Genomic DNA, 12,912 nt, shown 5'->3' on the forward strand with positions numbered 1-12,912 from the left:
ACCGCAGGCACCCCGTCGTGCCTGCGGTGAGCGAAGGCGAAGCCGAAGCGACGGTGAGGGGGTCTCGGCGGACGAGCCTCGGGCGGAGCGGCCTCCTCACCTTCGGCTGCCGCCTCGTTTCGGCCCCGGCAAGGGGTCCGAAACCCTCTCCGCGCAAGCGGGGCGAGGGGGATGCTCACGAGCGTCGTGAAACGATGCGGAGCCGGGTTCATGCGGCGATCCTTTCGGATGGAGCCTCGGCCACCTGCGGAATACCCCTGCGCCCGCGCCGCACATCCGCCTCCGTGAGCTTGCCCGCCACGAGGACGAGGAGCCCGAGCAGCGCCACCCCGAAGGCCACCCACGACAGGTCGCGGCGCGGGCGCTGCTCGGTGTAGGGGATGGGGGCGCGCTCCAGGGCCTCGATCTGTCGGATGGCGGCGGCCACCGCCTCGGGGCCCTCCGCCTCGAAGGCGCGGTAGGGCGTGCCGAGGCTCTTGAAGAACAGGTCGAGGTGGCGCTCGGGCGCCGCCTGGGGCGTGTCCTCCCCGGCGGGCTTGTCGGCGATGGAGGGCGAGCCCTTGGTGCGCAGGAACAGCCAGTAGAGGTTGGGCCGGATCTTCGCGAACTCGGCCCGCAGGGTGCCCTGGACGCGCGGATCGATCACCGCCGCACCGTCGGAGACGATGAGCAGCGCCCGCGAGACGGTCCCGCCCTGGGCCCCGAACTGGGACAGGCTCATGGCGAGGCCACGGGCCACGTTGGTGTAGTCGAGGCCCGGCCGGTCGATGGCCCGGATGGCGGCGCGCACGGCCTCGTGCCGGTCGGTCATCGGCACCACCAGCATGGGGGCGGTGGAGAAGGCGGTCACGGCGAACTGGTCGTGGGCGCGGCTGCCGACGAAGTCGCCGAGCAACCGGCGGGAGGCGGCGGCCTTCGATTCCTCGGCGCCGGACGGCTGACGCCCCGCGAAGGTCTCGTTCATGCTGCCCGAGCGGTCGACAAGGATCGACACCTGGGCGCCGATTCCGGTGCGGGTCACCGTCTCGCCCCGGCGATACGGGCCGGCGATGCCGACGACGAGGCCGGCGAGCGCCAGGAATCCGGCGAACCGCAGGGCCCAGCCGATGGCGCGCGAGAGCGGGTCGGCCGGGCCGGCGTCGAGGGCCGCCACCGGCACCACGCGCTGGGCCGACGCCCGGAACGGCAACAGGGCCAGCGGCAGCAGCCACAGGACCTGGGGGGTGTCGACGGCGAACCGGGACAGGGCTTCCATCGGGGTGGCGCCGCCCATCACGCCGCCCGCTCGGCGGCGGCGAGGCGCCGGGCCAGGGCTTCGAGCTGGGGCCAGGGCAGGGCGGCGCGGGCGGCGGCGGGGCCGGGACCGAAGAAGGCGAGGCGCGAGGCGGCGAGCAGGTCGCGCAAACCCGCCGCGTCCGGGCGGCAGGCGGGGTGGCGGGCGAGGAAGCCCGGCAGGTCGTCGGCCAGCACCCGGCGGCCGTCGGTGGCATCGAGGCCGCGATGGAGCGCGCGCAGGGCGTCCCCGTAGGCGGCGTCCGCGTCGGGGCTGCGCGCGAGGCGGCGCAGGCTGGCCAGGGCGGCGCCGAACGGGCGCCCGCGCCGGGCCCGGAACGGCCCCCAGGCCCGGTCGCGGGCGAGCGCCCCGAAGGCCAGGAGGGCGAGGGCCGCGACGCCTCCGGCCCGCCACCACAGGGGCTGTACATCGACGGCGGCGACGCGCCCGTCGGGCCGCATATAGTCGGCCGGGTTCTCGCGGGCGGGCGGCACCACCTCCCGTAGGGGTGAGATGGTGAACTGCCAGGCCGGAACCTGCGCCGTCGTGGTGGTGGCGCCATGCGCACTGGCGCTCTCGAAGGTCACGGCAAAGCCCGGGATCTCGAGGCCGCGGACGTCGAGGGCGGCATAGAAGTTCTGGTAGGTCAGAAAGATCCGCACCCGCCGGGCATCGCCCGCGACGGAGTCCTCGACGCGCAGGTCGCGCAGGTCGAGCCAGTAGGCCAGGGGGCCGGCTTGCGGCAGGGACGCCCTCTGGAGGGTGAAGCCCGCATCCACGACGATGTCGGCCTGCGCCCGCACGAGGTCGCCGAGGACGTAGCCGAAGGCGCGCGGCGCGCGAACCTCGACGGTGCGCACCTGAGCCTCGGCCGCGCCCGACACGGCGAGGAGGACCACCAGAACAGGGATAAGACCGCGCATCACGTCCCGATGAGGTGGCGGGTGAGGGCGTCGGACTCGAAGGGCCCTTCGAGGCGGAACGGCGGGCGGCCGTAGGTCATGGCGATGCGGCGCAGGGTGTCGGCGCGGGCCCGCTCGTGGGCGAGCCAGCGCCGGCGGAGCGCCGGGCGCATGAACACCGTGCGGCGCCCGGCGCCCTCGAGGTCGTCGAGTTCCATCAGGCCCCAGGCGGGCAGATCCTCGTCCTCGGAGGCGTCGGCCAGCACCACGGGCACGATGTCGTGGCGGGCGAGGGAGGCGAAGACCTCCACGATGAGCGCTTCGGGCCAGCGGAAATCCGAGACCACGAACACGATCTTGGAGCGTCCGACGAGGCGGCGGGCGGCTTCGTGCATGCCGTCGGCCCGCGCGCCGGTGCAGCGCGCCGCGAGCAGGCGGGCCCGGACGGAGGCGCCGATCCCGCGTCGGCGGGTGACGGGCATCGACACGTCCTCCCGCAAGGTCCCGTCGCAGCCCATGAGGCCGAAGCCGTCGCCGATGCGGGTGGCCGACGCCGCGAGCCCCCCGCACAGGGCGGCGGCGAGCGCCATCCGGTCGGCCGCGCCGCGGTAGCGCATGGAGGCGGAAAGATCGACGAGGGCCCAGACCTCGATGGCCGTGCGGCTCTCGAAGCGGCGCACATGGGTGCCCTCGAACGGATCCCGCAGGGTGGCGCGCACGTCGATGCGGCGGGCATCCGGCATGCGCAGGAACGGCACCTGATCGCGGAAGGTGCCGAGCCCCCCGGCGTCGCGGCCGCGATGGGCACCCACCGCCGTCCCGGGCACCCGCCCGCGCGGCCGGTAGACGATGTCGGCCTCCGGGCCGGCATCGGCCGGCGCGGCATCGGCCGGCGCCGCATCCAGCACCGTCATGGGGCCGGCACCGTGTCGAACACGGTGCGGCAGAGCTCGGGCACGAGGGTGGCGCGGCGCATCTCGTAGACCGGTTCGAGGAAGACGCGGTGGGCCATCACCTCGGGGAACACGGCGCGGATGTCCTCGGGCACCAGCCATTCCCGGCCCTCCAGCCAGGCGCGGACCTTGGCGGCGCGCACGAGGAAGGCGACGCCGCGCGGCGACGCCCCGCCCTGCACCAGGGCCTCCATGTCGATGCCGGGGAGCCGGATGCCGGCGGAGCCCGGCCGCACCAGGGCCTCCCACAGGCCGACGACGTAGGTTTCGATGGCTGGGCTCGCCTGGATGCCGTGCTGGATCGCGCGGGCGATGCCGGGGATCGCCGCGTGATCGAGAACATCGGCGTCGATGCCCGCGATGAGGGTGTCGGTGTCGTGGAAGCGCGGATCGAACACCAGGGCGCGGCGGCTCTCGGCGTCGCGCGGGGCCTCCATCCCGATCTCCATGAGGAAGCGGTCGCGGGCGGCGGCCGGCAGCTCGAAGGTCTCCTCGCGCTCGACGCGGTTGCGGTCGGCGAAGACCTGCAGGTTGGGGAAATGGTACTCGCGGTTGAACGCGGTCAGGCTGCGCTCGGCCATGAGGCGCAGGAGCAGGGCATGCACCTGGGGCCGGGCGCGGTTGATCTCGTTGAAGAAGAAGATCGACAGGTCCTCGGCCCGGCGCAGCACCGGCCCGGGCTCGACGCGGGGGCGCCCGTCCTCGGCGAGGTAGGTGTGGTAGATCAGGTCGGTGGGCATCATGTCGACGGTGCCCTCGACGCGCTCGTAGGCGCCGCCCAGCGCCCGGGCGACGGCCCGCAGCAGGGTGGTCTTCCCGACGCCGACATCGCCCTCCAGCAGAACGTGGCCGCGGGCGAAGATCGCGATGGTGAGGAGGCGGATCGCCCGCGCCTGACCGACCACCGCGTCGCTCACGGCCCGCTCGAACCGGCCGGCGGCCTCGCGCCAATCGGTGAGCATCGCGTCGCCGGGGCGGGTCTCGTTCATCACGCGGGGGCCTTGGTTTACTTTATGAGAAGCGGGTGCACGGCATCCAAGGGGTGGAACCTCGACGGGGTCTACGAGCGCCCCCCTCGCTTCGGCTTCGCCTCTCGCTCACCGCGAACACGGCAGGGTGTCTGCGGTCCTCTCCCCGCAAGCGGGGAGAGGGGTCGGCGCGCCAGTCGCGGATAGGCAGGGCGCGTCGTGGCTTCAGTTCGCCGACAGCTTGGTGACGTCGTATTCGAACTTGCCGGACTTCTTCGCGGCCTCGATGCGACGGGCGTTGCGCTCTTCCATGCCCTTGATCGACTCGGACTGCTTGTTGAGTTCCTTCGGATCGTGCTTGGGATCGTACTTCGAGCCGGCGATCTTCTCGGGGAAGCCGGGCTTGGGCTCCCAGCAATTGCCGGCGGCCTTGCACTTGGTGCCGTCGTAGGCCATCGCCGGGGCAGCGAGCACCGCGCCAGTACCCAACGCCACCGCAAAAATGAACGTCCGCATGTTCGTCTCCTCCGTTTATGGTTGGCGCGGCGCGTGGGCCGCTCATCGTTCACCGCGCGGTCGAGGCGCGGCGTGGCTTCCCAGGGACGCTAGTTCTCCAGCGGCTTGCACTGGCCCTTCACGTCCGTGGGGAAGGTCTCACCCTGCTTGTAGGGGGTGTAAGTCTTCTTCTGGTCCGCACTGAGCCAGACCGCATCCTTCACCGGGCCGGTATAGAGATGGCGGATCCAGGCGATGGTCTGCAGCATCTCGTCGGGCGTGAGGTTCTCGTTGTGCGGACCCATCATGCCGTTGGCGCCGCCGAAGATGGTGGCGAACAGGCCGGTATCCTCGGTGTTGGACGGGTAGGTCCAGTAATTGTCGTTCAGGCCGGGCCCGAGCTTGCCCTCGGCCAGATGCCCGTGACAGCCCGAGCACGAGGTGGCGAACAGGGACTCGCCGTTGCGCAGGCAGGACTTGTCGTCGATGTAGAGGTTCTTGCCGGTCTGGAAGAACTCCTTCACGGCCGGCGTGTCGCGGCCGCCCTCCTTGCCCTGGGAGACGTCGAGCTGCTCGCCCGTCACAGTGTTGCGGAACACGAACCCGCTCTGCGGGCCGGAGGCCGGCTGCGCGAGGGCGGACAGCCCGGCGGCCGCGAAGCCGAGGCCGACGAATCCGGCCAGAAGGCCTTTGAGATGACGCATGAAATCGCTCTGATGGGGTTCTCCGACCGACCGGTCGGGTTCTGGGCGGGCCGCCCCTGCGAGCGGCCCGGGGCTGGCGCGGATCAGTTCGAAGCGACGGAGAGGGGCACCCCTTCCTGCTTCAGGATCGCGTCGATCTGGGGCTTCGCCTTCGCGATCCCGGCATCGAGGGCGGCCTTCAGGGCGGTGTCGTCCCGGCGCACGCCCATGGACTGGTCGAAGCTCTGGGGCATCTTCTGGCCGTCGCTGCGCACGGTGTCGTCGGGCACCGGCGTCACCCGGAGCGGCGTGCTCGAATCCTTGACGTAGCGGGCCACATCGGGCCCGAAGGCCACGGCGACGTCGGCCTTGCCGCCGGCGACTTCGCTGATCATCCGGGCCGGGTCGATCTGCGTATACTGGTTGCGCGGGGCGCGAAAATTCACCAGCGAGTAGAGGTAGGCCATGTCCTCCTCGTAGCGGCCGATATCCTTCAGCATCGCCTCGCCGGGGGTGCCGAAGCCGACCACCATGTGGTCGACGCTCTTCAGGCGCGGGTCGGCCCAGGACTTGATGTCGAGGTCGCGGTCGGCGCGGGTGATGAAGACGTAGCCGCTGCGATAGTACGGCTTGGAGACGAGGACGCGCGGGTCGTCGCTGTCGAGGCCGACCACCACATCGCAGAGCTTCTTGTCGAGCCCATCGCGGACGAGGTAGATCGCCGGCTTCTCGGACCAGACGAACTGAACCTTGCGGTCCATGGCTTCGGCCACGGCGCTCGCGATCCGGTTCTCGAGGCCCGATCCGTCCTTCATGGAGAGGGGCGGCTGCACCGCCGCGCAGACGCGAAGGGTCTTGTCGTCGGCCGGGGCCGAGGCTTTCACGTCCTCGGCCGCATGAACGGAGGACACGAAACCCAGCGCCAGGAGCGCGCCGGCCGAGAGCGAGGCGGCCAGCGCCGCGCGGCGACGTCCGGTGACGAGCGACATGGGGGACATCCGTTGTTCGGTTGTGTTCTGGGCTGCGCGACGGCGGCATATCTCGGGTCAGGACATGGCGTGTCCTCCCGTTGGCCTTCGCGCGCGAAATCTCAGGGCGGGGCGAACCCCGCCGGCCTTGAGGCCGGCGGAGTCCTCTGTTGGTCTAGAGACTTACTTCTTGGCGGCGGTCTGGTACTCGCCGACGTTCGGATCGTCGTACGGACCCTTGCCGTTCAGGGAGAACACCATCACGCCGCCACCCATCTGGGTGTAGTTGGCGAGCTTCTTGAAGGCGCCCACCGCGCCGAGGCCGGCGGTCGGATCCTGCAGGTCGAACACCAGGCCGACGCCCGGCCATCCGCCGACGCCGTAGTAGATGGCGACGAACTGATCGCCCTTGTGGCTGTAGGTCATCGGGTAACCGATGGCGCCCGACGGCAGCTTGAACTTCCACAGAAGGTCGCCGTTGTCGGCGTTGCGCGCCTTGATGTAGCCGTCCAGGGTTCCGTAGAACACGAGATCGCCGGCGGTGGCCATCGTTCCGCCCCACACGGCGAAACGCTCCATCTTGTCCCACTTATACTCGCCCGTGATGGCGTTGTAGGCCTTGATCTGGCCGAGACCCTCGTAGTTCTGACGGTCACCCTTCGGGCCGGGGTACATGTTCAGCGTCGCACCGACGAAGAACTGACCTGCGCGGTACGGAAGCATGAAGGGCTCCCAGTCCATGCAGATGTGGTTGATGCCCATGTAGAAGAGCTTGCGCTCCGGATCATAGGAATCGTGGCCCTGGTTGTGATAGCCCATCGCCGAGGGGCAGACGTCCTTGGCGAGGTGGTCCATCCGGGTGCCGTACTCGGGATCGCGCACCGGCTGGCCGGTCTTCAGGTCGACGGACTTGAAGACGTTGACGGTGTCGTCGATCTTGTTGGCCGAGACGAGCGAACCGTCGGTCCGGTCGAGGGTATAGACGATGCCGTTGCGGTCCGGATGGGTGAGGAGCTTGCGATCCTTGCCGTCCTTGTCCTTCTGGTTCGACAGCATCATCACGTTGACGCCGGCGTAATCCCACTCGTCGTGCGGGGTCTTCTGGTAGCCGAACTTGGCTTCACCCGTATCGGCGTCGCGGCCGAAGATGGTCATCGTCCACTTGTTGTCGCCGGGACGCATGGTCTCGTTCCACGGCGCCGGGTTGCCGGTGCCGAAGTAGATCAGGTTGGTGCCGGGATCGTAGGCGTACCAGCCCCAGTTGGTGCCGCCGCCGATCTTCCAGGCATCGCCCTCCCAGGTGGAGGTGCCCAGACCCTTCTGGCCGTAATGGGCGTTCTTCACGTTGAAGTCGGGCCCAAGCAGCAGGTCCTTGTCGGGACCCGTGGCGTAGGCGCGCCACACCTGGGCACCGGTCTTCACGTCGTAGGCGGTGAGGTAGCCGCGCACGCCGAGCTCGGCGCCGGACGACCCGATGATCACCTTGTCCTTCACCACGTAGGGGGCGATGGTCAGGGTCGAGCCCATCTTGATGTCGGAGTTCTCGACCTTCCACACCGTCTCGCCGGTTTCGGCGTTCAAGGCGGCGACATTGCCGTCGAGCTGCGTCTTCAGGATGAGGGACGGCACCTTGCCGTCACCCGGCCAGTAGGCGAGGCCGCGGTTCACGAGATCGCAGCACGCGACCGCACGGGCGGCCGGGTTCTGCTTCGGCTTGTCCTGCCAGAGGATCAGGCCCGGATCGTCGAGGCCGAGGGCGAAGGTGTTGTTCGGAAAAGACGTGTGGATGTACATCTTGCCGTCGACGACCAGGGGCGCGCCCTCGTGACCGTTGAGCAGGCCGGTGGAGAACGTCCACGCCGGCTTCAACTGCTTGACGTTGTCGCGGTTGATCTGCTTGAGCTTGCTGTAGTTGTCCGAGTCGTAGTTCTTGCCCGGCATGATCCAGTTTTCGTCGCTCTTCGACATCTCGACGAGCTTGTCGTTGGCGGCCGCGCTGGTGGCCATCCCGATGGGCGCCAGGGCCATCACGGCCAGCACCGACACGGAACTCAAGTACCTCATCATCGTGCGTCTCCTCAGCTGCCGCCCCGTCTATCGACCCTGCGGTCGCGCGTGGCTGTTTCTCCCGCCGTTTCGGAACATTGGCGCCGCCGCTCTTAGAAGAACCGCTGCCCTCTTAAGCTTTTATCAGACTATATAAGTCTTATAAGAAGCTTATTACTGTTCCTTCAGCCCTTATTTCTAGCCATCTTCATGCAGCAAAGTCTCTAGACGATCCGACATTTCTAGCCGGGCAACTTCGGCAAGTTCAGCATGAGGATCGCGCAGCGGCGTCCCGACGCTTGACCGTCCCCCTGGCGCATCGCACGACTGTCGCAACGGCCCGGGCGAACGGGCCGATCAGGGGGGCGAGGGCCGATGGCGCCGAGGGCTTGGCGGACCTGGACGTGGCGGGCCTGGACGTGGCGCATCCGGACGTGGCGCCTCTGGGCTGCACGGAGACGCGGGATCGCGGGTGCTCCGGTCGGGGCGGCCCGCCGCATCGCCGCGCTGATGCCCTGGGCGGTGCTGCTGCTCGGTGCCTTGCCCGGTGTCTTGCCTGGTGTCTTGCGGGTGGAGGCCCAGGACCTCGCCGCCCTCTATCCCCGGGACGGGCGCCGGGACCTCACGGGCGCGGACATCGACCGCTATCCCGGGGCGGGCGTGCTGTTCTGCCACGGGCCGGACGGCATTCCCCGCAAGGCCGCCGCCGCCTGGCTCATCGGAGACCCCTCCGTGGTGGTGCTCAACGCCCACAACTTCCGCAACCGCCGCCTCGAGACCACGCGGGAGGTGGCCGATTGCTTCTTCCAGATCGGCGGCCGCAACTACGATTTCGTGCCGGGCAGCATCCAGCTCGGGGCGGTGCCGGCCTCGCAGGCGCTCCACATCACCGACGACTGGGCGATCCTGCGCCTGGTCCGGCCCGCCGAGGGCGTGCGGCCCCAGCCGATGCCGGCGGCGCCGGACTTGGGGGAGGGGCCGATGCGGCTGCCCATCGTCATGGTCTCGCCCGGCGGACACGAGAATTACCGCGGGCCGGCGAGCCTCGAAGCCTGCGCCGTCCGGCAGGTCGATCCGCCGAGCGAGGGCGGCATCCGGCGCCTGCGCCACGATTGCAACGACGGCTTCGGCGGCTCGGGCTCGGGCCTGTTCGACGAGGCCGGGCGCCTCGTGGCCATGCAGAGCGCCTCCCTGTCCATGAACGCCCGCAAGCCGTTCGACATCGAGTTCCACTACGGCTCGGCCCTGGCCTTCGAGGGCGAGCTTCTCGCCGCCCTGCGCAAGGCGGTGGCGGCCCCCTGACGGTCCTGCGCCCTCAGCGCCGCCGGCCGAGGCGCTCGGCGATGGCGATGCCGCCGATGACGAGGGCCAGCGCCAGGGCGTCGTTCCAGCGGAAGGGCTCGCCGACGAGGAGGATGGCGAGGCCCGCGCCGAAGATCGGCACGAGGTTGACGAACAGGCCGGCCCGGTTCGGGCCGATGAGCTCGACCCCGCGCATGAAGGCGAGCTGGGCGACGAGGCTCGGGCCGAGCGCCACGAACGCGACGATGAGCCAGCCCGTCGGCGTCGGCCAGACCGTGTGGCCGAGCGCCCATTCGGCGGCGAGCGGCGGCAGGGCGGTGAGGAAGGCGGCGAGCGCCATGGCGGTGAAGAAGGTCAGGCCCGAGACCTTCGGGCGCGCGGAGAGCGCGACGGTGTAGCCGGCATAGAACAGGCAGGCGCCGAGCATGAGCACGTCGCCGCGGTTGAACCCGAAATGGGTGAGGACGCGCCAGTCGCCGTGGGTGGCGGCCACCATCGCCCCGGCGAGGGTCACGGCGACGCCGAGCGCCTGCGCCCCGGTCACGGCCACCCGGTGGACGGCGTAGTTGATGAGGATGACGAGCACGGGGATCGCCCCCTGGAACAGGGCGATGTTGATCCCCGTGGTGAACCCGCCGGCGGCGTAGAACAGGCTCGCGTAGAGGGTGTAGCCGCACGCCCCCATGAGCAGCACGTAGGCCCAGTGGGGCTTGAGCCGCCCCCATTCGGCGACGAGCCCGGGCCGGGCCGGCAGGGCCAGGACGACGCAGACGATGGCCCAGCGCAGGCAGGTGAGCACCTGCGGCGAAACCTCGCCCACGGCCCATTTGCCCGCCACCACGTTGCCGCCCCACAGCAGCATGGTGCCGACGAGGAGCGGGTAGGCGGAAAGGGGCGCCGGACGGTGCGGGGCAGGGGAGGCGGGGGGTGTCACGCTCACGGAACCGGGGGTGTCTCCATTGGCCGGCCCCCTCTTCCCCCGCTCCGGCCGCGCGGACAAGGGTGGCGCACGCATGGCGGGGCCGGTCACTCCGGGTCCAATCCCGCCGGGTCCAATCCCGCCGGGTCCAATCCCGCCGGGTCCAGTCCCGGCGGGTCCGATCCCGCACCCTCTCGAGCCAGAAGCGCGGCCTTGCGCGCCACGCCCCAGCGGTAGCCGGAGAGTGCGCCGTCGGTGCGCAAAACCCGATGGCAGGGGATCGCCACGGCGTGGGCGTTGGCGGCGCAGGCCAGCGCCACGGCCCGCACGGCGGCGGGCCGGCCGATGGCTCGGGCGATGTCCGCGTAGGTCGCCGTGCGCCCCGGCGGGATCGCGCGCAGGGCCGCCCACACCCGCTGCTGGAAAGCCGTGCCGCCGATGTCCAGCGGCAGGGGGAGGCCGCCCTGCGGAGCCGCCACGAAAGCCACGATCGCGGCGAGCCACGCGGCGAAGTCCGCATCCGCCCCGGCGATGTCGGCGCTGGGGAAGCGCACCCGCAGATCCTGCGCCAGGGTCTCGGGATCGTCGCCGAGGAGAATGGCGCAGAGGCCCCGCTCGGTGGCCGCCGCCAGGACGAAACCCAGGGCGCAGGCCGCCACGGCGAAGCGGATCGCGACCCCGGCCCCGCCTTTCCGAAAGACGCCGGGCGTCATGCCGAGGTGCTGGCCGGCGGCGGCGTAGAATCGGCCCGCCGTGCCGTAGCCCGCCGCATAGGCCGCCTCCGTCACGGTGCCGGCCGCGGGCAGGGCAGCGGCGAGGCGCTCGGCCCGCACGGCCCCGGCATAGGCCTTCGGGGTCACGCCGGTGATGGCCTTGAAGACGCGGTGGAAGTGGAACGGGCTCAAGCCCGCCGCCCGGGCGAGCGCCGCGAGGGCAGGGGGCTCCACCGCCTCACCGATGCGGCGACAGGCGCGGGCCACGGCCTCGGCGTGACGCTCCGCCCGGGGCGGATCGTCCGGGCGGCAGCGCAGGCAGGGGCGGAACCCCGCCGCGCGGGCCGCCGCCGGGGTGGCGTGGACGCTCACGTTGTCCCGGCGCGGGGTGCGGGCACCGCAGCCCGGCCGGCAATACACCCCGGTGGTATGCACGGCGTAGACGAAGCGCCCCTCGGCCGCCGGATCGCGGGCGGCGACGGCGGCCCAGCACGCGTCGTCGATGGCGGCCGGGGCATCGTCCGGGGGAGCGGGGAGGGAGCGGCTGGGAACGGGACCGGTCATGCCCCTACCCTGGCGCCTTCGGGCCGGGGGCGCATCCCGGTTCTTGCTGCCGAATTCCGTTCCGGTCGCCCTCGCTCGCCCAGAGGTGGAGCACGGCGTAGGACCGCCACGGCCGCCACGCCTGCGATCGGGCCAGCAGACCGGCGGGGCTCGGCCGCCCGCCCCCGTCGTCGAGGGCGCGCAGGAGGGCGAGGTCGCCCGCCGGCAGGGCGTCGGGCGCGCGCAGGGCCCGGAGCGCGATATACTGCGCCGTCCAGTCGCCGATGCCGCGCAGGCGCCTGAGGGCGGCGACGACCGCCTCGGGCGGCTGGCCCGGCGCCAGCAGGCCGGGCGCCTCCGCCACGGCCGCCGCCAGGGTCCGGACCGCCTCCCCCCGGGCCCGCGGCATGCCGAGGGCTGCCGCGATGTCGGCTCCCGCCAGCCGCTCCGGCGTCGGGAAGGACGTGACTCAAGGGAAGGACGTGGCTCGGGCCCGGCGGGTCGGTGGGGTCCGTGAGCGGCGCGCCGAAGGCGGCCACCAGCCGGCCGGCGAGGCGGGTCGCCGCCGCCACGGAGACCTGCTGGCCGAGGATGGCGCGCACGGCCAGTTCGAACCCGTCCCACGCGCCGGGCGCGCGCAGGCCCGGCCGGGCCGCGACGAGACGCGCCAGACGGGGATCTTCCGCGAGGCCCATGCGGATCGCCGCCGGATCGGCATCGCAGTCGAACATCGGCCGAAGGCGGCCCAGAACCGCCGGCACGGCACCGGGGTCGGGATGCCGAATCCGCGCCACCAGGACGTCGCCCTCGCCCGGGCCGACGGTGACGTCGCCGTGCCGTCCGTACAGGTCGATGGTCCGGCGATAAGCCTCCGGCGTGACCGCCTCCACGCCCGGGATGGCACGGGCGGCGAGGTAGTCGCGGATCGCCGGCCAGTCGTAGGGCGGGGTGTAGGGCAGGGCGACGGACGGCACGGCGGGGCGGACCTCGAAACTTGGCTTTCGAAACTTGGCTGGAGACGCTTTGAAGGGGTGGCGCAATCGCGCCGACACTACCCGAAGTCGCCCCAAAGCGCTTTCCCATCTCCCGAACGCCGTTCGCATAAGATATATTATGGAACCTAGAGCTAGGGAATCAGGGGCAGGGG

12 protein-coding genes and 1 pseudogene are annotated in these 12,912 nt (G+C 71.2%); 1 reads left to right on the plus strand and 12 read right to left on the minus strand.

The genetic code is table 11. The features are described from left to right. Window positions 1-208: 208 nt before the first annotated feature. The 8 genes from ASF22_RS06040 to ASF22_RS06075 all read right to left on the minus strand — a co-directional run bounded on the left by ASF22_RS06040 (window position 209) and on the right by ASF22_RS06075 (window position 8,309). The gene (locus ASF22_RS06040; RefSeq protein ID WP_244474209.1) at window positions 209-1,273 is read right to left on the minus strand and encodes a vWA domain-containing protein; all 1,065 of its coding nucleotides are present in this window, start codon (window positions 1,271-1,273) and stop codon (window positions 209-211) included. After that, a complete protein-coding gene (locus tag ASF22_RS06045) occupies window positions 1,273-2,196 on the minus strand; it encodes a hypothetical protein (protein ID WP_056262474.1) in 924 nt (307 codons plus the stop codon). Before ASF22_RS06045 ends, ASF22_RS06040 begins: the two co-directional genes overlap by 1 nt. Then, on the minus strand, window positions 2,196-3,089 hold the full coding sequence (locus ASF22_RS06050; protein WP_056262476.1) for a DUF58 domain-containing protein: 894 nt from the start codon (window positions 3,087-3,089) through the stop codon (window positions 2,196-2,198). The genes ASF22_RS06045 and ASF22_RS06050 overlap by 1 nt, the downstream gene beginning before the upstream one ends. Beyond that, window positions 3,086-4,117, minus strand: coding sequence for a MoxR family ATPase (locus tag ASF22_RS06055; protein ID WP_056262479.1), 1,032 nt, complete (start codon window positions 4,115-4,117; stop codon window positions 3,086-3,088). Before ASF22_RS06055 ends, ASF22_RS06050 begins: the two co-directional genes overlap by 4 nt. A 204-nt stretch (window positions 4,118-4,321) precedes the next feature. Continuing rightward, window positions 4,322-4,612, minus strand: coding sequence for a methanol dehydrogenase [cytochrome c] subunit (locus ASF22_RS06060; protein ID WP_056168921.1), 291 nt, complete (start codon window positions 4,610-4,612; stop codon window positions 4,322-4,324). 89 nt (window positions 4,613-4,701) lie between these two features. Then, window positions 4,702-5,295, minus strand: coding sequence for a cytochrome c(L), periplasmic (gene moxG, locus ASF22_RS06065; RefSeq protein WP_056262480.1), 594 nt, complete (start codon window positions 5,293-5,295; stop codon window positions 4,702-4,704). Between the two features lie 83 nt (window positions 5,296-5,378). After that, complete coding sequence (gene moxJ / locus ASF22_RS06070; protein ID WP_056169055.1) at window positions 5,379-6,263, minus strand: methanol oxidation system protein MoxJ; 885 nt, start codon at window positions 6,261-6,263, stop codon at window positions 5,379-5,381. Between the two features lie 162 nt (window positions 6,264-6,425). Continuing rightward, window positions 6,426-8,309, minus strand: a complete 1,884-nt coding sequence (locus ASF22_RS06075) for a methanol/ethanol family PQQ-dependent dehydrogenase (RefSeq protein ID WP_056168914.1) — start codon at window positions 8,307-8,309, stop codon at window positions 6,426-6,428. Window positions 8,310-8,663: 354 nt separating this feature from the next. On the opposite strand from ASF22_RS06075, the gene ASF22_RS06080 reads away from it, so the two are divergent. Further along, on the plus strand, window positions 8,664-9,590 hold the full coding sequence (locus ASF22_RS06080; RefSeq protein ID WP_244474210.1) for a trypsin-like peptidase domain-containing protein: 927 nt from the start codon (window positions 8,664-8,666) through the stop codon (window positions 9,588-9,590). Between the two features lie 13 nt (window positions 9,591-9,603). Here the strand turns inward: ASF22_RS06080 and ASF22_RS06085 are convergent, their stop codons facing one another. The 4 genes and pseudogenes from ASF22_RS06085 to ASF22_RS24765 form a co-directional block, all read right to left on the minus strand. Continuing rightward, window positions 9,604-10,530, minus strand: coding sequence for a DMT family transporter (locus ASF22_RS06085; protein ID WP_244472924.1), 927 nt, complete (start codon window positions 10,528-10,530; stop codon window positions 9,604-9,606). An 86-nt stretch (window positions 10,531-10,616) separates the two neighbouring features. Beyond that, on the minus strand, window positions 10,617-11,786 hold the full coding sequence (ada, locus tag ASF22_RS06090) for a bifunctional DNA-binding transcriptional regulator/O6-methylguanine-DNA methyltransferase Ada (RefSeq protein ID WP_082483548.1): 1,170 nt from the start codon (window positions 11,784-11,786) through the stop codon (window positions 10,617-10,619). A 4-nt stretch (window positions 11,787-11,790) separates the two neighbouring features. Continuing rightward, the gene (locus tag ASF22_RS24760; RefSeq protein ID WP_244474216.1) at window positions 11,791-12,174 is read right to left on the minus strand and encodes a hypothetical protein; all 384 of its coding nucleotides are present in this window, start codon (window positions 12,172-12,174) and stop codon (window positions 11,791-11,793) included. A 268-nt stretch (window positions 12,175-12,442) separates the two neighbouring features. Continuing rightward, window positions 12,443-12,868: pseudogene (locus ASF22_RS24765) on the minus strand (AlkA N-terminal domain-containing protein); the annotation flags it as partial. Window positions 12,869-12,912: the final 44 nt, after the last annotated feature.

Source organism: Methylobacterium sp. Leaf87, from assembly GCF_001422775.1.
Lineage (GTDB): Bacteria > Pseudomonadota > Alphaproteobacteria > Rhizobiales > Beijerinckiaceae > Methylobacterium.

Bases quoted from the DNA above. Each gene is read 5' to 3' on its own strand.
- ASF22_RS06040 (WP_244474209.1), bottom strand. From the start codon at position 1,273: ATGGGCGGCGCCACCCCGATGGAAGCCCTGTCCCGGTTCGCCGTCGAC.
- ASF22_RS06045 (WP_056262474.1), bottom strand. From the start codon at position 2,196: ATGCGCGGTCTTATCCCTGTTCTGGTGGTCCTCCTCGCCGTGTCGGGC.
- ASF22_RS06050 (WP_056262476.1), bottom strand. From the start codon at position 3,089: ATGACGGTGCTGGATGCGGCGCCGGCCGATGCCGCGCCGGCCGATGCC.
- ASF22_RS06055 (WP_056262479.1), bottom strand. From the start codon at position 4,117: ATGAACGAGACCCGCCCCGGCGACGCGATGCTCACCGATTGGCGCGAG.
- ASF22_RS06060 (WP_056168921.1), bottom strand. From the start codon at position 4,612: ATGCGGACGTTCATTTTTGCGGTGGCGTTGGGTACTGGCGCGGTGCTC.
- moxG (WP_056262480.1), bottom strand. From the start codon at position 5,295: ATGCGTCATCTCAAAGGCCTTCTGGCCGGATTCGTCGGCCTCGGCTTC.
- moxJ (WP_056169055.1), bottom strand. From the start codon at position 6,263: ATGTCGCTCGTCACCGGACGTCGCCGCGCGGCGCTGGCCGCCTCGCTC.
- ASF22_RS06075 (WP_056168914.1), bottom strand. From the start codon at position 8,309: ATGATGAGGTACTTGAGTTCCGTGTCGGTGCTGGCCGTGATGGCCCTG.
- ASF22_RS06080 (WP_244474210.1), top strand. From the start codon at position 8,664: ATGGCGCCGAGGGCTTGGCGGACCTGGACGTGGCGGGCCTGGACGTGG.
- ada (WP_082483548.1), bottom strand. From the start codon at position 11,786: ATGACCGGTCCCGTTCCCAGCCGCTCCCTCCCCGCTCCCCCGGACGAT.
- ASF22_RS24760 (WP_244474216.1), bottom strand. From the start codon at position 12,174: ATGCCGCGGGCCCGGGGGGAGGCGGTCCGGACCCTGGCGGCGGCCGTG.